This is a genomic window from Streptomyces sp. CB03234 (genome assembly GCF_001905885.1).
Classification (GTDB): domain Bacteria; phylum Actinomycetota; class Actinomycetes; order Streptomycetales; family Streptomycetaceae; genus Streptomyces.
Genome location: NZ_LIYH01000002.1, coordinates 177,591 through 195,076, shown reverse-complemented (window position 1 = coordinate 195,076; position 17,486 = coordinate 177,591). Strand labels below are relative to the sequence as shown.

Below are 17,486 nucleotides of genomic sequence, written 5' to 3'. Positions count from 1 at the left end.
CCTGAGGGCAGCCGAGAGAGGGCCTCTCTTAGAAACCTCTTAACCGCGAGCCGCACGCTCGCACCCATGATCCATCCCGAAGAGCACTCGCCCGTACGCCCTGGACACCGCGACACCGTGGGCGCCGCGCGCAGGAGGCGCAACCGCGTCCTCGGTATCGCCGCCGCACTCGTCGTGACCGTGGGCGCCGCGTCCGCCGGTTACGCCGCGTTCGCCGGCCCCGAGGGCGGGTCCGGCCGGTCCCCGCTCGCCGCGCCGCCCCGGGTCCATGGCGGTGCGGTCGACTTCCACGTGGCGGGCGGCACCATCACGGTCGATACGGCCACCATGCGGCTGACCGGGCACGTCGAGGGCGAGGCCGCCGTCCCCGTCTCCGACGCGGCCGCCGACGACCTGGGCAAGCCCGGCAAGGTGGAGGTGGACGGCTCCCGCGCCTCGTGGACGTACCCCTCCAAGAGGCTGCGGGTCACCGCCGCGGCCGAACGGGGACGGCTGCGGATGACGGTGCGTGCCCAGGAGGACGGCACTCTGGCATGGCCGGTCACCGGCAAGGGGCCCGGCACGGGCGCCGCCAGGAACGCCTCCTTGCAGGTGCCCCGGGGCGAGGGGCTGTCGGTGCCCGTCATGGACCGGTTCTGGAACTCCCCCGAGGCGGGCCTCGCGGGCACCGAGGCCGACCTAGCCACCGGTTCCCTCACCCTGCCGTTGTGGGGCTACACCACGGGCGGGCGCGGTGTCAGCTACCTCGTTCCGGAGAGCGTCGGGACGTCGCTCGCCTTCGCTTCGGCGGGCGGGAAGCTGAACGCGACCGCGAAGCACGAATTCTCCCAGCGGGAGAAGACCCTCGACTACACCATCACCTTCTCCCTCACCTCCGCCTCTCCCGTCGCCCCGGCCGCCGACTACCACCGCTGGCTGCGCGAGCACGGCGAGCTGCGCACGCTGAAGCAGAAGATCGCCGGGAACCCGGAGATCAAGAAACTGCTCGGCGCCCAGCACGCCTACCTGTGGGGTGGCGCCCGCGCCCCGGAGGCCGTGCGGCGGCTGCGCGAGCAGGGCAACACACGGCTGTGGCTCGGTTACGACGCCGACGGCAAGCCCATGAGCGCGAAGGCGGTCGCGACCGCCAAGCGTCAGGGCTACGTCGTCGGCCCGTACGACACGTACGCCAACGGCCAGGATCCGCGCACCGCCGACACCCCGGTGGCCACATGGCCCGGCACCGTCTACCCCGACCACTGCGTACGCACCTGGAAGGGCGAGATCAAGACCGGTTTCGGCAACCGGGGCTGCTACCTCAGCTCGGAGGCGTTCGCCAGGACGGAACCCACCCAGCACCACCTGGCCGAGCACACCCGGCAGCTGACCGAGAACGGCGCCAACAGCGTCTTCCTGGACGTCGACGCGGCCGGTGAGCTGTTCAGCGACTTCTCCGCCGACCACCCGATGACCAAGAAGCAGGACAGGGCCAACCGCCTGCACCGCATGCGTACCCTTGCGGACAAGAACCGCTTCGTCCTCGGTTCGGAGTCCGCCGTCTCCTGGTCGGCACCGGTGCTGGCGTTCAACCACGGCTCCCAGACGCCGGTGAACGACACCCTGTGGCCGTTCCAGAAGGACAAGGCGTGGGGCACCTATTACCCCTCCGACGCACCTGGGGTTTTCTTCAAGCCCGTCGGGTTGCCCGCCGCGCTGGCGAAGTCCCTGTACGACCCCGCCTACCGCGTACCGCTGTACCAGACCGCGCTGCACGACTCCCTCATCAGCACGGACCGCTGGGAGATGCCCTACGACAAGTTCCCGGCCCAGAAGACGAACCGCGCGCTGATGTCCATGCTCTACAACACCCCGCTCAACTTCGTCCTCAGCGCGGGGAACCTGGACACCACGGGCCCGGAAATGGCTCGTCTCCAGCGCTACTTCGCCCCGCTGCACAAGGCGGCCGGCACCGAGCGCATGACGGACTTCCGCCACCTGACCAAGGACCACCTGGTCCAGCGCTCCGTCTTCGGCAACGGCGTACTGACGGTCACGGCCAACTTCGGCTCCAAGGCGTACGCCGGCCTCCCGGCCGGATGCGTCGACGCCGAGCTGAAGGGCGACACCGAGCCCCGGCGCCTCTGCCCGGCCAACGGCTGACAGGCCCTGGGTGTACCGCGGGTCCGCCTGATCCGGCCACAACTCTCGGATCGCCGGCCTGCACCGCCGGGACCCACGCCTCCTGCTCTCCGGCGGGGACGCCGAACGCCTGGTCCCGGGCGAGTGCGGAGAGAGTGTCAACTGTTCTCGCCCGGCTGACCATTCGGATGACGCAGGCGCCTTTGGCATATGCCAAACAGCTTCGCTCCCTAGCGTCCACCCCATGGTCAGTTCCTCGCACGAGGCGATGCATCGCATCTTCCAGGAATTCCCGCAGCTCTTCTCCGGTGTCTCGGAGGTGCTGGGCGTTCCGTTCCCCCCGCCCATCTCCGTCCAGATCCTGCCGACCGACCTCACCGAGGCCCGCCCCCTCGAACGCCGCGTGGACACGCTGCTGCTCTTCGACACCGAGGACGAGGGTCCGTTCCTCCTGGCCGTCGAGGCTCAGGGCAGGAAGGACCTCTCCAAGCCCGCGAGCTGGGCCTACTACCTGTCGTACCTCTACGCGAAGTACCAGCGGCCGCCCGTGCTGCTGGTCGTCTGCCAGGACCGCTCCACGGCCGAATGGGCCACCCGGCCGGTCCACATCGGTCCCCGGCAGTGGGCCTCCCTCACCCTTCGCCCCCTGGTGGCGGGCCCGCACAACATGCCCGTGATCCGCACCACCGTCGAGGCCCGCAAAGACCTGGCCCTGACCACCCTGGCCGCCATCACCCACGCCGACAATCCGGACGTCGCTGCCATACTGAAGGCAGTCTCCGGCGCCCTGCGCGAAACACCTGAAGAGCTGTCCCACCCCCTCGCCGAACTCATCGCACAAGGCCTGGGCAAGCGCCCGGCCGCACAACTGTGGAGGCACCTGATGGCTGCGGACCTGTCGTTCTACAAGTCGACCGTCGCGGAAGAGCTTCGCGACCAGGGCCGCCAAGAGGGCCGTGAGGAAGGTCGCGAGGAAGGCCGCGAGGAAGGCCGCGCAGCAGGCGTCGCGGAGAGCGTTCTGCTTCTGCTGACGCAGCGAGGCATCGACGTCTCCGATGCGGCCCGCAACCGCATCCTGTGCTGCGAAAACCTCGAGACTCTGCATCGCTGGCTGCTCCGCGCCCCGACCGCCCCCTCGGCGGAGGACATCTTCATCGATGAGTGACCCAGATCCCGCGCCGGGGTAAGGCCCCCGCTCTCCGTGCCGCACGATGCGCGCTTCCCCCGGATTATGATCACCAGGGTCATCCATAAGGGGGAAGCCGCATGCGCAAGACCATCACCACCGCCGCCCTCGTCCTTGCCGCCACCCTGTTGACGGGGTGCGGCGGCGGCAGTACGGACGACCCGAAGCCCGCCTCGGGCGCACCGTCCGCGAAGCCGTCCGAGGCAGCGAAGGGCGACGGGCCCGTCAGCCACCAGGTCACCCTCGAAGTGCAGGGCACGGGGTCGACGCTCGTGTACTACAACCTGGACACCAACAAGGGCGAGCAGGTGACTCTGCCCTGGAAGAAGACGGCCACCATCACGTTCACCACCGAGGCCGAGAAGAAGATCGGCACCGTGGTGTCCGTGGTGCCCGGGTCGGTGCCGGCCGCCGATGGCACGCTGAAGGCGGCGCCCTGTGTGATCACCGTCGACGGCAAGAAGGTCGCCGACAACAAGGGCGCCAATGACAAGGACCCCTCGTCCAGCATGTGCAAGTACGCGCTGAAGTAACCGGCTGTTGAAGGCCACGCGGCATCCAGGCAACCCACTCCTCCGATCTTCCGTCTAACCGACCGCAGAACGCGGTTGGTTACGCAAACGGGGGAAGCGGGACGTGGACCACATACGGGGGACAGGGCCGCGCCCTGCCGTTTTCCGGCGGCGGGGCGTGCTCGCCTCCGCCGCGGCAGTAGCGCTGGCCGCCGTCGCCGGGTGTTCCGTGCCCGCGCCGCGGCGCGGTGGGCCGACGGCCGATCCGGCGCCGGGGATCCCGATCACCAGCTCGCGGCGCGCCCAGCTGATGCAGATCGCGGCGCATCCGGACGACGACCTGTACTTCATGAACCCGGACAGCCAGCGGATGGTCGACGCGGGCGTCCCGTTGGTGTCGATATACGTCACCGCCGGCGAGCACGACGGCAAGAACCACATACCCGGGCGCAAGGACACCCCCGCCGACAAGGCCGCCTACTCCTCCGCCCGCCACCAGGGCCTTCGCCAGGCGTACGCGACGATGCTCGGGCTCGACACGTTCACCAGGTGGCACAAGGGCGTCATCACCCTCCGCGGTGACCGCCGTGCCGAGATCAACACCCTCACCAACGGCAACCGCCGCGTCGAGCTGATCTTCCTCAACCTCTCCATGCACGCCCCGCGCCGCTGGATGGCGCTGCCGAGCCTGTGGAAGGACCGGGCGCTGGGCCTCCGGACCGTGGTGGCCGACGACTCCCCCGTACGCAAGGCCGACACGTACGACTACGACGCGCTCGTCGACGTCCTCGTCGGGCTCATGGAGCGCTACCAGCCGACGGTGATCCACACGCTGGACCCGGACCCCGACATCCAGGACAGCGACGAGCAGACCCGGAAGAAGGACTCCGAGCAGCGCGGCTACTCGGACCACGCCGACCACACCGCCGTCGCGTCCTTCTCCTGGGCCGCCATGGTCCGCTGGGTGGCCGACGCGACGAAGGACGGCGGCGCGATACCCGCCTTCGTCACCACCTCCTTCCGCGGCTACTACAACCGGCACTGGCCCAAGAACCTCCCGGAGCCGGTGCTCAAGGAGAAGGCCGCGCACCTCGTCCCGTACGGCGGCGATCCGTCCTGGCAGTGCGGCAACAGTGGCGGCTGCGGCGACTACAACGTCGGCGGGATCCGCCCGCTCACCAACAAGAAGGGCTGGGTACGGGCCACCCACTACCGCTACCCCGGCGCCGGCCCCGTCGTGGCCACCGAGCCCGACGGGCGGCTCGCCGTGTACGGGGTGCTGGGCCTCCGCGCCGTGCGCTGGCGCGAGACGGAACCCGGGAGCGGGCAGTGGGGTGAGCCGGGCGACCTGGGGGGCGGGCCGCTGGCGCCCGGGCTCGGCGGGGTGACCCTGAAGGACGGCCGGCAGTTGCTGTTCGGGCTCCGCTTCGCGGCGCTCGGCGGGCACGGTGGGCCGAACAAGCGCGAGATCGTGCTGCTGGAGCAGCGTGCTCCGGGCGGGCCGTTCCTCGCCTGGACGGGGCTCGGGAACCCGGAGCGCGGCGACGACCGGGGGCGCCGGCTGGGCGTTCCGGTGGCGGCGGCGACCCCCGACGGCCGGGTCCACCTTTTCGTACGCAACGCGGACAAGGGCGTCAGCGGCCGGGTCCGGGAGGCGGACGGGACGTGGGGGCCCTGGCTGGACCTCGGCGGGGCCGAGGTGCAGGACGGGCTTTCGGCCGCGGTGGACGGCACGGGCCGCGTCCACCTGTTCGCGGCGGGCCGGGAAAGCGTCCACCACTGGACGCAGGACGCCCCGGGTGGCCCGGTCACCTCCCGTGCCGGTGACGCCCTCCCGGTCTCCGGCGGCCCCGTGGCGGTGACCGCGACCCGCGACGGCGGCCTGGCGCTCTACTACCGCGCCCCCACCCGCAAGGACCTGACGGCGGTACGCCCCGACGGCACGGCCCTGCCCAGGGTCACCCTCGACGGGTACGGCCCGGTCGCCGCGACCGCCGGCCCCCAGGGCCCGGTCCTCCTCGGCAAGGACCTCCGCGGCCGCATCCAGATCCGCACCCCGGCGGGCCGCCTCACCACCCGTACGCAAGGCGCCGTGGCCCTGGAGTCGGCCACCCTCCACGCAACCGGAAGGCACGGCACCCTCGCCATAGGACTGGGCGCGGACGCCCACCCCTGGACCTGGACACCGGAACCCCGCACCGAAGGCTGAGCCCCGTCACCGGCCCTCAGAGCCGCTGGATCTCCTCACCCTCCACCACGAGGCGTCGTCCTTCGGGCTGCCGTCCTTGGGTGGCTCCGGCAGGGAGTCGAGGCAGCTCTTGCCGGCTTCGCGGACGACGCCCGTGGCCTCCTTCAGGGCGTCGGCGATCCGGTTCGCGTACCCGAGCGCCCTGCCGTAGTCCGGGTTCGGGTGGATGTTGGCCGCCTGGCGGTACAGCGCGTCCGACTTCGCGTGGACGCTGCCGCCCTCCGGGACCTCGCCGTCGACTTCCTCGCCGCCCGCGGGGTAGGTGACCGAGCCGTCCTCGTTGCGCGGTCCAGCGGCCCCGGACACGAGGAAGGGCCCGCACGACCGAGGTCGTGCGGGCCCTTCTCGCAGCTCTGTGGCGAGCTACCAGGTCAGACCAGAATTACTTCGTGATCTTGGTGACCTGGCCGGCGCCGACGGTCCGGCCACCCTCACGGATGGCGAACTTGAGGCCCTCCTCCATGGCGACCGGCTGGATCAGCGAGACCGTCATGGTGGTGTTGTCGCCCGGCATGACCATCTCGGTGCCCTCGGGGAGGGTCACGACGCCGGTCACGTCCGTGGTACGGAAGTAGAACTGCGGGCGGTAGTTGTTGAAGAACGGCGTGTGGCGGCCACCCTCGTCCTTGGACAGGATGTAGGCCTGCGCCTCGAACTCGGTGTGCGGGGTGACCGAGCCCGGCTTGATGATGCACTGGCCGCGCTCGACGTCCTCGCGCTTGATGCCACGGAGGAGCAGACCGACGTTCTCACCGGCCTGGCCCTCGTCGAGCAGCTTGCGGAACATCTCGATGCCGGTGACCGTGGTGGTGGTCTTCTCGGTCTTGATGCCGATGATGTCGACGGTCTCGTTGACCTTGAGGACACCACGCTCGATACGGCCGGTGACGACCGTACCGCGACCGGTGATCGTGAAGACGTCCTCGATCGGCATCAGGAACGGCTTGTCGACGTCACGCTCGGGCTGCGGGATGGACTCGTCGACGGCCTTCATCAGGTCGAGGACGGACTTGCCCCACTCCGCGTCGCCCTCGAGCGCCTTGAGCGCCGAGACCTTGACGACCGGAACGTCGTCGCCCGGGAACTCGTACTCGGTGAGGAGCTCACGGACCTCGAGCTCGACGAGCTCCAGGATCTCCTCGTCGTCCACCATGTCGGCCTTGTTCAGCGCGACGACGATGTACGGAACGCCGACCTGGCGGGCCAGGAGCACGTGCTCCTTGGTCTGCGGCATCGGGCCGTCGGTGGCGGCGACCACGAGGATGGCGCCGTCCATCTGCGCGGCACCGGTGATCATGTTCTTGATGTAGTCCGCGTGACCGGGGCAGTCGACGTGGGCGTAGTGACGCGTCTCGGTCTGGTACTCGACGTGCGCGATGGAGATGGTGATACCGCGCTGGCGCTCCTCAGGAGCCTTGTCGATCTGGTCGAAGGCCGAGGCCTCGTTCAGGTCCGGGTACGCGTCGTGCAGCACCTTGGTAATGGCGGCCGTGAGGGTCGTCTTACCGTGGTCGATGTGACCGATGGTGCCGATGTTGACGTGCGGCTTAGTCCGCTCGAACTTCGCCTTCGCCACGGGGTTCCTCCTGAGAGTGGTTCTGGTACGCCTTACTCATCGGCGCCAGGTGATCTTTGCTGGGTGGCCACCCGCCGGGACCCCGTCTCGGGTTCGGGGCGGAGCCCCGGCGGATGGTGTCAAGCCTAAAGCGTGAACTCGGGAGAGTTACTCGCCCTTGGCCTTCGCGATGATCTCCTCGGCGACGTTCCGCGGAACCTCGGCGTAGGAGTCGAACTGCATCGAGTAGCTTGCGCGACCCGAGGTCTTGCTGCGGAGGTCGCCGACGTAGCCGAACATCTCCGAGAGCGGCACCAGGCCCTTGACGACCCGGGCGCCAGCCCGCTCCTCCATGGCCTGGATCTGGCCACGGCGGGAGTTGATGTCACCGATCACGTCACCCATGTAGTCCTCGGGCGTGGTGACCTCGACGGCCATCATCGGCTCGAGGAGCACGGGGGACGCCTTGCGCGCGGCCTCCTTGAAGGCCTGCGAACCGGCGATCTTGAAGGCGAGCTCGGAGGAGTCGACCTCGTGGTAGGCACCGTCGAGAAGCGTGACGCGAACGCCCGTCATCTCGTAGCCCGCGAGGATGCCGAACTGCATGGCCTCCTGGCAGCCGGCGTCCACCGAAGGAATGTATTCCTTCGGGATACGGCCACCGGTGACCTTGTTGACGAACTCGTACGAGGCGTCGCCGCCCTCGATCGGCTCGACCGCGATCTGCACCTTGGCGAACTGACCGGTACCACCGGTCTGCTTCTTGTGGGTGTAGTCCACGCGCTCGACGGCCTTGCGGATCGTCTCACGGTACGCGACCTGCGGCTTACCGACGTTGGCCTCGACCTTGAACTCACGCTTCATACGGTCGACGAGCACCTCGAGGTGAAGCTCACCCATACCGCCGATGACGGTCTGGCCGGTCTCCTCGTTGGTGTGCACCTGGAAGGAGGGGTCCTCCTCCGCGAGACGCTGGATGGCGACACCCAGCTTCTCCTGGTCACCCTTGGACTTGGGCTCGATGGCGACCTCGATGACCGGCGCCGGGAAGTCCATGGACTCCAGGATCACCGGGTTCTTCTCGTCGCACAGCGTCTCACCGGTCGTGGTCTGCTTCAGACCCATGACGGCGATGATGTCGCCGGCGCCCACCGACTCGATCTCCTCACGCTTGTTCGCGTGCATGCGGTAGATCTTGCCGATGCGCTCCCGCTTGCCCTTGACCGAGTTCAGCACCGAGGTGCCGGACTCCAGGCGACCGGAGTAGATCCGGACGAAGGTGAGCTTGCCGAGGTGCGGGTCGCTCATGATCTTGAACGCCAGCGCCGACAGCGGCTCGTCGTCGGACGGCTTGCGCTTGACGACCGCCTCCGCGTCCTTGACGTCGTGGCCCTCGATGGCCTCGATGTCGACGGGGGAGGGGAGGTAGCGCACGACCGCGTCGAGCAGGGGCTGGACGCCCTTGTTCTTGAACGCGGTGCCACAGAACACCGGGGTGACCGTGGTGCCGGTGCCCTTGCCGGAGGCGATGGTGATACGACGGATCGCGGCGTACAGCTGCTCCTCGGACGGCTCCTGGCCCTCCAGGTACAGCTCCATGATCTCTTCGTCGTTCTCGGCCACGGCCTCGAGCAGCTTGCCGCGGTACTCCTCGGCAGCCTCGGTGTGGGTGTCCGGGATGTCGACGATGTCGTACATCTCGCCCTTGGCGGCCTCGGCGGACCAGACCAGGGCCTTCATCCGAACGAGGTCGATGACGCCCTTGAAGTCGGCCTCGGCGCCGATCGGGAGCTGCATGACGATCGGCTGCGCGCCCAGGCGGTCGCTGATCATGTCGACACAGCGGTGGAACTCGGCGCCGGTGCGGTCGAGCTTGTTGACGAAGCAGATACGCGGAACGCCGTAGCGGTCCGCCTGACGCCACACGGTCTCGGACTGCGGCTCAACGCCGGCGACGCCGTCGAACACCGTCACCGCACCGTCGAGCACGCGGAGCGAACGCTCCACCTCGACGGTGAAGTCGACGTGGCCCGGGGTGTCGATGATGTTGATGGTGTGGTCAACGTCTTCCAGCGGCCAGTGGCAGGTCGTCGCGGCAGACGTGATCGTGATGCCGCGCTCCTGCTCCTGCTCCATCCAGTCCATGGTGGCAGCGCCGTCGTGGACTTCACCGATCTTGTAGGAAACACCGGTGTAGAACAGGATCCGCTCGGTGGTGGTCGTCTTGCCCGCGTCGATGTGGGCCATGATCCCGATGTTGCGGACCTTGGCCAGGTCAAGCGAAGTGGTAGCCATAAGGCTTCAGTCTTCTCTCGGTCTCGATGTGGGTGCGACTACCAGCGGTAGTGCGCGAAGGCCTTGTTGGACTCGGCCATCTTGTGCGTGTCCTCACGCTTCTTGACCGAAGCACCGAGGCCGTTGGAGGCGTCGAGGAGCTCGTTCATGAGGCGCTCGGTCATGGTCTTCTCGCGACGGGCGCGGGAGTAACCCACGAGCCAGCGCAGCGCGAGCGTGGAGGCGCGACCGGGCTTGACCTCGATCGGCACCTGGTAGGTGGCGCCACCGACGCGGCGGGACTTGACCTCGAGAGACGGCTTGACGTTCTCGAGGGCGCGCTTCAGCGTGATGACCGGGTCGTTGCCGGTCTTCTCGCGGAGGCCTTCCATGGCGCCGTAGACGATCCGCTCGGCGGTGGAGCGCTTGCCGTTCAGCAGGATCTTGTTGATGAGCGAGGTCACCAGAGGAGAGCCGTAGACCGGGTCGATGATGACCGGGCGCTTCGGGGCGGGGCCCTTACGAGGCATTCTTACTTCTCCTTCTTGGCGCCGTAGCGGCTGCGGGCCTGCTTGCGGTTCTTGACACCCTGGGTGTCGAGCGAGCCGCGGATGATCTTGTAGCGAACACCCGGCAGGTCCTTCACACGGCCACCACGCACGAGCACGATGGAGTGCTCCTGCAGGTTGTGTCCCTCACCCGGGATGTAAGCCGTGACCTCGATCCCGCTGGTCAGACGCACACGCGCGACCTTGCGGAGGGCCGAGTTCGGCTTCTTCGGGGTGGTCGTGAACACACGCGTGCAGACGCCGCGGCGCTGAGGGGAACCCTCGAGTGCGGGCGTCTTGTTCTTCTCGACCTTGTCCTGCCGGCCCTTCCGGACCAGCTGCTGGATCGTAGGCACTACTTCTCCGGTTTCTGTGTGCCGTGTAGTAAAGCTAACCTGGAACGTCGCCGACCCACGCGGTCGGGTGTGTCGAATACTGCGGACTTCCGCCGCATGGCGGAAAAGGGCGCAGATTGCGGTGGCCGATGCTCGACTCGCCGTGCGGTTGAGGACACGCACAGGAGCCCAGGCACACCCCAGGCACAAGGTCTGAGCGTACCTACCTCACGGACTTCGGTCAAAACAAATGCGGACGGCAGCGACACGCCGGATTCGATCATCCCGGATACGACCGTTCGTGGCTCGATCTGTTCATTCGCGCCCACGCGGGGCCGCGCCTTCAGTACGTTGATCGGTCGCTCGACGAATCGGGGGACCCATGACGGCGGCTAATTTATCCGGCGGAGACGGCTGGGCGGGCGGCGCGGACGGAGGCGCCGGCCTCGCCGGAGGCGCCGGGCTGGACGATCGGGTGCCGTTCCTCGCGCGCCTGGAGAAGGCCGACCGGCAGGCGCTGCTGGCGCTCGGCCGCGAGCTGAGCTTCACGCCCCGCATGGTCCTGCTGCACCAGCACGAGCCGTCGTCGCACGTGCTGTTCCTCGTCCACGGCTGGACCAAGGTCACCGCCTCCGCCGCCAACGGGTACGAGGCGCTCCTCGCCCTGCGCGGGCCGGGCGACATCGTCGGGGAGTCCGCCGCGCTGACCGGCCGCCCCCGCTCCGCGACCGTGACCGCGCTGGAGCCCGTGCGGGCGGTGGCCGTGGAGCACGAGCGGTTCAAGGACTTCCTCGGCCGCTCCCCCGCCGTCTCGTTCGCCCTGCTGGGCCTCACCTCCGACCGCACGCGCGCCGCCGACCGCCGCCGGCTCCAGTTCGCGTCGATGAGCGTGCGGGAGCGGTTCGCGGCGCTGCTGCTGGACCTGGCCCGGATGCACGGCCGGCGCACCGACGAGGGCATCGAGGTCTCCGTACCGCTGAGCAAGCAGGAGCTGGCCGGGTCGGTGGGGGCCTCCCGCGAGATGGTCCAGCGGCTGCTGAAGGAGCTGAGGTCGCGGGAGGCGGTGTCGACCGGTCGACGCACCCTGCTCATCATGCGCCCCGACGTACTGCGGCGGATCGCCCGTGCCGAGCGTCCCGACGACTGACTCTGTGCACACGGTCACACTCGGAGTGGGTCATCGTTCCTCACCACAGGAGCCCCCGGGTCGCCACTCTGCTGCTGCTCCCCTCCCACCGGAAAGGCGACCATGACCGACCCCGTGAGCCGGACGATCCTCCTGCTCGACATCGAGAAGTACAGCGACCGGGACGACGTCGAACAGGCGTATCTGCGCCGGATGCTGTACGGCATCAGCGACAGCGCGCTGGAGAGCGCGGGCATCGACGAGACCCTCCGGCTGCGCGCCGACCGCGGCGACTCCGTCATGGAGCTGATCGACGCCAACGCCTCGGTGACCGCGCTGCTGCGTGCCCTGCTGACCGAGGTGCCGGTACAGCTGCGGGCGGTGAACCGGATGGCGTCCAGCTCCGCGCAGATCCGGCTGCGCGCGGTCCTGGCCACCGGGTACGTGGCGGTCGACGAGCTCGACGGCTGGGTCGGCTCCGACCTCAACCATGCCTGCCGCCTCCTGGACGCCGGGCTGCTGCGCGCGGCGCTGCGCGAGCGCAAGGACGACTTCGCGCTGTGCGTCTCGGAGGGCGTGCACTCCGGGATCGTGCGGCACGGACACCCGGGCATCCCGGCCGAGGACTTCCACCCCATCACGGTGACCAGCAAGAACGGCCCGTTGAAGGCGTGGCTGCACGGTCCAGTGCCGGGAGGACGTGAGGACCACCGCGAGACGGCGCCGGGCGGATCGGGGGACCGCCCGGCGCCGGGGCCCGCGCCCGCGCCCGCGTACGACTTCCGGGGCGCGGACGTCCGCGTCGACGGCGGGTTCGTCGGCGGCAGCCACCACGGCATCAGCGGCGGCACCTTCCACGGCGACGTGACGATCGGCGGTGACGCGTGAGCGCGGAGGAGCCGGGCCCCGCCGGCCCCGCCGGCCCCGCCGAGCCGGAGAAGCCGGCCGACCCGGCCGACGGCGGCGGCAAGGACGGCGCCGAGGAGACCGCGGCGGAGGAACCCGACCAGCGGCAGAACGCCTGGTCGGCGCGGCGGGACCTGTTCAACCACAGCCCGTGGGACGTCACGGGCGGCGTCGTCGGAGCCGACCACCACGGCATCAGCGGCGGCCACTTCACCGGCAACGTCCACCTGGGCAGCAGGACCGAGATCGTCTACCAGTTCGGCGGCGCGGCGGCGGCCCACTCCTCCGGCGAGGTGCCGGAGGCGACGCTCACCCGGCTGGCCGCCCGGTTCGTCACCGGCGGGGACGACGCCTTCGACGCGCTGGTCGAGCGGCTGCGCGCCGAACGGGTCCTGGTCCTGTCGGGCGCGCAGTTCACCGGTCGCCGCACCGCCGCGCTGATGCTGCTGCACCGCCTGGGCGCGGCGCCGGTGCGCGCTCTGGACCGGGAGACCGGCCCCGGCGAGCTCGCCGGGCGCATCGGCGCGGGCGGGCACGTCCTGTGCGACCCGCTCACCCGCCGCGACCGGCCGCTGCGCGAGGCGCACCTACTGGCCGCGCGGGACCGGCTGGCCGAGAAGGACGCGTACCTCGTCATCACCGTCGGCCCGACCGCCGCCCTGGAGGACGTCACGCCCGCCGCCTGGCGGCCGCCCGCACCCGCCGCCGTACTGGAGGCGCATCTGCGCGCGGAGACCGGCGGCGACGAGGAGACCGTACGGAAGCTGCTGGCCCTGCCGCCGGTCACCGAGTTCCTCGGCCGCCGCCACCAGCTGCGCGAGGCGGCCGGGTACGCCCCGGTGCTGGCGCGGTACGCGGCCGGGGAGGTGGAGGAGCGGCGGATCGAGCAGTTCTCGCAGGCCGCGCTGGAGAGCCAGGTCCAGGAGTGGTTCGAGCAGGACGAGGCGTCCCTGCACCTGCGCGACAAGGCGTTCCTGGTCGCGCTGGCCGCCTTCGACGGCGGGCCGTACGCGCTGACGGCCGAGGTGAGCGACCTGCTGTACGCCTTCCTCCTGAAGACCGAGAACCCCTCCCGCCCGCCCGAGGTCCCCGTCTTCGGCACCCACATCGGCAAGCGCCTCCAGCTCGCCCGGGCGACCAGCTACCCGGAGGAGGAGCAGACCGAGTGGGGGCCGGTCGAGCAGCTCAAGGCGCGGTACGAGGACGACCGCGCCGCGCTGGTGCTGTTACGCGAGGTGTGGACCGGCCACCCGTCCGCCCGGCCCGCCCTGATCGCCTGGCTCCAGCGGCTCGCGGGTGACGGCCGCCCCCTGGTGCGTACGCGCGCGGCCGCGACCGTCGCCGTCCTCGCGTACACCGACCTGCCGTCCGCCATGGCGCTGGTCATCGAACCGTGGGCCAGGTCCAACCGCTTCCGGTACCGCCTCGTCGCCGTCAACGCGCTCACCCTCGCCCACCTCCTCGGCACGCCGAACGTGCCCCGCATCCTCGACGCCTGGTGCGAGAGCGACGACCAGCGGCTGTGCTGGGTGGCCATCCGTACGCACGGGCTGATCGGCCCCGGGCGCCCGGCGGAGACCCTGGCCGCGCTGCGGGCCGCGGCCCGCCACCAGCACGACCCCGACGAGCTGCTGACGGCCGAGCTCGCCGAGTCGGTCGAGCTGCTGCTGCTTTCCCCCGCCGGGGACCGGGTCCTGTCGGAGCTGATCAGGACCCTGCACGACGACCGGCCCGTACTCGACCTGGCCCTGAGCGGCTTCGTCGGAGCCTGTCGGCACACCGAGACCGACGAGCGGTACGGCCGTCCGCTGGTCCTGCACTGGTACGCGCGGGCCGCCACCGAGCGCGGCCCGGCGGCGCAGCACATCGCCGCCCTGTGGCGTACGGCCCTCGGCGACCGCGTGCACACGCGGTACGCGCTCGACGTACTGCACCGCTGGGTGCTGGCGGCCGAGCGGGAGCAGAGCGTCGAGTGGGAACTCGCCGCGCTGCTGCCCGCACTGGTCACCACGGCGTCCGAACACCAGCGGCTGGACCACCTGTTGCGTACCAGGCCCGGCGAGGACGGCGCTCCCCCGCCGCCCGTGGCGGGCCGCCTGCTGACCGTCCTGCCACGCCCTCCCCACTGACACCCCGCAAGGAGACACGTCGCCATGCCCGACTTCCGCCGCCCGTTCGAGTGGGTGCAGGACGCCGACCGGCACACCCAGTTGATCGACCCGGTGCTGACCGTGCGGCAGCTCTCGCGGTTCGACTTCGCCCGCAAGTCGCTGACCCGTATCGACCACGCCCTGGTCTTCGCCACGCCCAAGGGCACGTACGACGCCTACCTGCCGCCCCGGCGGCCCTCGCGCTCGGAGGCGGCGGCCAAGCGGTACACCGCGGTGTACGAGGTCGACATGGGCGTCCATCCGGTGCGGGCGGAGATCAGGCTGCCCAGTGACAACGACGCGTTCGAGTTCGGGGTCGTCGCGGAGCTGTCCTGGCAGGTCGTCGACCCGGCCCGGTTCGTGGAGAGCGGCCACCGGGACGTGCCGCGGCTGCTGCTCGGCGAGTTGGAGCAGGCGGCGCGGCCGGTGGCCCGCCGGTTCCCGATCGCCGAGAGCGCGGCCGCCGAGCGGGAGCTGCTGGACGCCGTGACCGGGCGGGGGCCGCTGGGCGCGGCGGTGGGGCTGACGGTGACGTGGACGGTCCGGCTGCGCCGTGACCAGGAGAACATCGACCACCAGCTGCGGCTCCAGGCCATCGACCACGCCGCCACGGAACAGATCTTCACCGAGCGGCGCGGCATGGAGTACGACGTCGCCCTTGACGCGCGCAGCAGACAGCACGACGCCCTCCAGGTGGGCCGCGCCATGGAGTACGGCCGGCAGGAGCAGGAGCTGGTGCTCCAGCAGCAGGCGTGGCAGCACGAGCGGGCCATGCTGGAGGCCCGGCAGGCCGTGGAGATGCAGCAGATCGAGGCGCAGAAGATCGCGTTCTACCAGTGGCACCTCCAGCAGGGCGGCGTCCAGGCGTGGGCCCTGCACCTGGCGCAGCACCCCGAGGACTCCCGCCTGGTCATGGAGAGCATGCGGGAGGACCAGCTCCGGCTGATCCAGGCGCAGATGGACCTGGTCGGCCAGCTGCTGGGCAGCGAGGGCGCGGAGAACTACGAACTGGAGGGCCCCAAACAGCTCGCGCTGCGGGCGGTCAGCGACATCCTGAACCAGCGCCTCCCGGGGGTGGCCCAGGACGGCCCACCGCAACTGCCGGGTGGCCAGGAATACCCACAGGCGGCCACGCCGCAGCCGGAACCCGCGCAGGGCACGCCCCCGTTGCCGCCGCAGCAGGCCCCCCAGCCGGGCGCGCCACAGGGGGCGCCCTCCCCCGGCCGGCCCCCGTTCCCCGGCGAGCCGGGCTCCCAGCAGGGTCCGCCCCTGTTCCCGCCTCGGCCGGGGGTGCCGCAGGGTCCGCCTCCGTTCACGCCCCAGTCGGGGGTGCCGCAGGGTCCGCCTCCCTTCACGCCCCAGTCGACCCGACCCACTGACGCCGTCCCGCCGTTCCCCGCCCAGCCGGGCCACCCCGCCCACCCGGCCCACACGGCCCCCGCCCAGGCCCCGGCCCAAGCTCCGGGCCGGCCGGCCCACACCCCTCCGGACGCCCCGCAGCACGCCGCGGCCGGCACCTTTCAGGGCTGGCAGCCACCGCCGGGATACGGCAGCGCGCCGGTCATGCCCCCGCCACCGCCCACGCAGCCACAGGCCCCGGCCCCGGCCCCGGCCCCGGAGAGCGGAACGGCCGAGGGCGGCCCCGCACAAGAGGCCGGTGCCCCGTGACGGACCGCGCTCCCGTCACGGGCCCCGCTCCCGTGACGGACCCCGCTCCGGAGGCCGCCGCCCGGCTGCTCGCCGACCTGCGCTCCGAGATCGCCCGGGCCGACCACAAGGCGTCCGTCCTGGTCGCCGCCCTCGGAATGACCGCCGGCGTGGTCAGCGGCCTGCTCGCCGGGCGCGGATGGAACCCGAGCACGCTCTCCGCGCCCGGCGCGGTCGCGTGGTGGGCGGGTACGTCCGCGCTCGCCCTGGCTCTGCTGGCCCTGCTGATGGCCATCGTGCCGCGTTACGGCGGGGCCGGCTGGGAGCCGGGGCGGCCCCTTTCGTACTTCGGTGACATCCAGCAGGCCGTACGGCAAGGCCGGCTGGCGGAGGCGCTCGCCGAAACCGAGCGCGCCGGCGCCGCCTCGCTCATCGCGGCGCTGACCGAGAACAGCCGCATCGCCGCTCGCAAGCACCAGTGGATACGGACCGGTGTGCTCGCGTTCTCGGCGGGCGCGGTCCTGCTCCCCGCATCCCTGCTCGTCGGCTGACGTCCCCACACCGCGAAGGATCTCGAAGGATCACCATGTCGCAGCCAGAGGAACCGCAGTACCCGGTCTCCCCGCCCCCGTACCCCGAGCCGGAGGCCCCGCAGTACCCGGCGACCCCGCCCGCCTACCCCACGACTCCGCCCCCGTACCCCGAAGCACCGCAATCCGCCACGCCCCCGCCCGCGTACCCGCAAGCCGCCACGCCCCCGGCTCCGCCCCCGCCCGCCTACCCGCAAGCCGCCCCGCCTCCGCCCGCCTACCCACAGCCTCCTCAGGCCCCGCACACCACGCCGGCCCCCATCCCCCCGCAGCCCCCCCGATACCCCCCCC

At 70.8% G+C, this 17,486-nt stretch carries 14 protein-coding genes; 9 read left to right on the top strand and 5 right to left on the bottom strand.

Going from position 1 to position 17,486, the window contains the following annotated elements:
- Positions 1-66: 66 nt before the first annotated feature.
- The 4 genes from AMK26_RS07660 to AMK26_RS07645 all read left to right on the top strand — a co-directional run bounded on the left by AMK26_RS07660 (position 67) and on the right by AMK26_RS07645 (position 6,025).
- Positions 67-2,139, top strand: a complete 2,073-nt coding sequence (locus AMK26_RS07660) for a glycoside hydrolase (protein ID WP_079277489.1) — start codon at positions 67-69, stop codon at positions 2,137-2,139.
- 223 nt (positions 2,140-2,362) lie between these two features.
- A complete protein-coding gene (locus tag AMK26_RS07655) occupies positions 2,363-3,283 on the top strand; it encodes a hypothetical protein (protein WP_073753467.1) in 921 nt (306 codons plus the stop codon).
- Positions 3,284-3,384: 101 nt separating this feature from the next.
- On the top strand, positions 3,385-3,837 hold the full coding sequence (locus AMK26_RS07650) for a hypothetical protein (RefSeq protein WP_073753465.1): 453 nt from the start codon (positions 3,385-3,387) through the stop codon (positions 3,835-3,837).
- A gap of 157 nt (positions 3,838-3,994) precedes the next feature.
- Positions 3,995-6,025 (top strand): PIG-L family deacetylase, encoded by a 2,031-nt coding sequence (locus AMK26_RS07645; RefSeq protein WP_241837824.1) that lies wholly within the window; start codon positions 3,995-3,997, stop codon positions 6,023-6,025.
- 6 nt (positions 6,026-6,031) lie between these two features.
- On the opposite strand, the gene AMK26_RS07640 is transcribed toward AMK26_RS07645, so the two are convergent.
- From AMK26_RS07640 to rpsL, 5 genes are all read right to left on the bottom strand, one after another.
- Positions 6,032-6,370: a hypothetical protein gene (locus AMK26_RS07640; RefSeq protein ID WP_073753461.1), complete on the bottom strand. Its 339-nt coding sequence runs from the start codon at positions 6,368-6,370 to the stop codon at positions 6,032-6,034.
- 76 nt (positions 6,371-6,446) lie between these two features.
- Positions 6,447-7,640, bottom strand: a complete 1,194-nt coding sequence (tuf, locus tag AMK26_RS07635) for an elongation factor Tu (protein WP_073753459.1) — start codon at positions 7,638-7,640, stop codon at positions 6,447-6,449.
- Between the two features lie 147 nt (positions 7,641-7,787).
- Positions 7,788-9,914: an elongation factor G gene (gene fusA / locus AMK26_RS07630; protein ID WP_073753457.1), complete on the bottom strand. Its 2,127-nt coding sequence runs from the start codon at positions 9,912-9,914 to the stop codon at positions 7,788-7,790.
- A gap of 38 nt (positions 9,915-9,952) precedes the next feature.
- Positions 9,953-10,423 carry a 30S ribosomal protein S7 gene (gene rpsG / locus AMK26_RS07625; RefSeq protein ID WP_031076642.1) on the bottom strand — a complete coding sequence of 157 codons (471 nt, stop codon included), beginning with the start codon at positions 10,421-10,423 and terminating at the stop codon, positions 9,953-9,955.
- Between the two features lie 2 nt (positions 10,424-10,425).
- Positions 10,426-10,797 (bottom strand): 30S ribosomal protein S12, encoded by a 372-nt coding sequence (gene rpsL, locus AMK26_RS07620; protein ID WP_003948652.1) that lies wholly within the window; start codon positions 10,795-10,797, stop codon positions 10,426-10,428.
- A gap of 361 nt (positions 10,798-11,158) precedes the next feature.
- On the opposite strand from rpsL, the gene AMK26_RS07615 reads away from it, so the two are divergent.
- The 5 genes from AMK26_RS07615 to AMK26_RS07595 all read left to right on the top strand — a co-directional run bounded on the left by AMK26_RS07615 (position 11,159) and on the right by AMK26_RS07595 (position 17,156).
- Positions 11,159-11,923: a Crp/Fnr family transcriptional regulator gene (locus AMK26_RS07615; RefSeq protein WP_079277488.1), complete on the top strand. Its 765-nt coding sequence runs from the start codon at positions 11,159-11,161 to the stop codon at positions 11,921-11,923.
- Positions 11,924-12,025: 102 nt separating this feature from the next.
- Positions 12,026-12,790, top strand: coding sequence for a hypothetical protein (locus AMK26_RS07610; protein ID WP_073753455.1), 765 nt, complete (start codon positions 12,026-12,028; stop codon positions 12,788-12,790).
- The gene (locus AMK26_RS07605) at positions 12,787-14,937 is read left to right on the top strand and encodes a hypothetical protein (protein WP_073753453.1); all 2,151 of its coding nucleotides are present in this window, start codon (positions 12,787-12,789) and stop codon (positions 14,935-14,937) included. Before AMK26_RS07610 ends, AMK26_RS07605 begins: the two co-directional genes overlap by 4 nt.
- A 24-nt stretch (positions 14,938-14,961) precedes the next feature.
- Positions 14,962-16,626: a hypothetical protein gene (locus AMK26_RS07600; protein WP_073753451.1), complete on the top strand. Its 1,665-nt coding sequence runs from the start codon at positions 14,962-14,964 to the stop codon at positions 16,624-16,626.
- Positions 16,623-17,156 (top strand): Pycsar system effector family protein, encoded by a 534-nt coding sequence (locus AMK26_RS07595; protein WP_073753449.1) that lies wholly within the window; start codon positions 16,623-16,625, stop codon positions 17,154-17,156. Before AMK26_RS07600 ends, AMK26_RS07595 begins: the two co-directional genes overlap by 4 nt.
- Positions 17,157-17,486 lie beyond the last annotated feature (330 nt).

Bases quoted from the DNA above. Each gene is read 5' to 3' on its own strand.
- AMK26_RS07615 (WP_079277488.1), top strand. From the start codon at position 11,159: ATGACGGCGGCTAATTTATCCGGCGGAGACGGCTGGGCGGGCGGCGCG.
- rpsG (WP_031076642.1), bottom strand. From the start codon at position 10,423: ATGCCTCGTAAGGGCCCCGCCCCGAAGCGCCCGGTCATCATCGACCCG.
- fusA (WP_073753457.1), bottom strand. From the start codon at position 9,914: ATGGCTACCACTTCGCTTGACCTGGCCAAGGTCCGCAACATCGGGATC.
- AMK26_RS07655 (WP_073753467.1), top strand. From the start codon at position 2,363: ATGGTCAGTTCCTCGCACGAGGCGATGCATCGCATCTTCCAGGAATTC.
- AMK26_RS07650 (WP_073753465.1), top strand. From the start codon at position 3,385: ATGCGCAAGACCATCACCACCGCCGCCCTCGTCCTTGCCGCCACCCTG.
- AMK26_RS07610 (WP_073753455.1), top strand. From the start codon at position 12,026: ATGACCGACCCCGTGAGCCGGACGATCCTCCTGCTCGACATCGAGAAG.
- AMK26_RS07660 (WP_079277489.1), top strand. From the start codon at position 67: ATGATCCATCCCGAAGAGCACTCGCCCGTACGCCCTGGACACCGCGAC.
- AMK26_RS07600 (WP_073753451.1), top strand. From the start codon at position 14,962: ATGCCCGACTTCCGCCGCCCGTTCGAGTGGGTGCAGGACGCCGACCGG.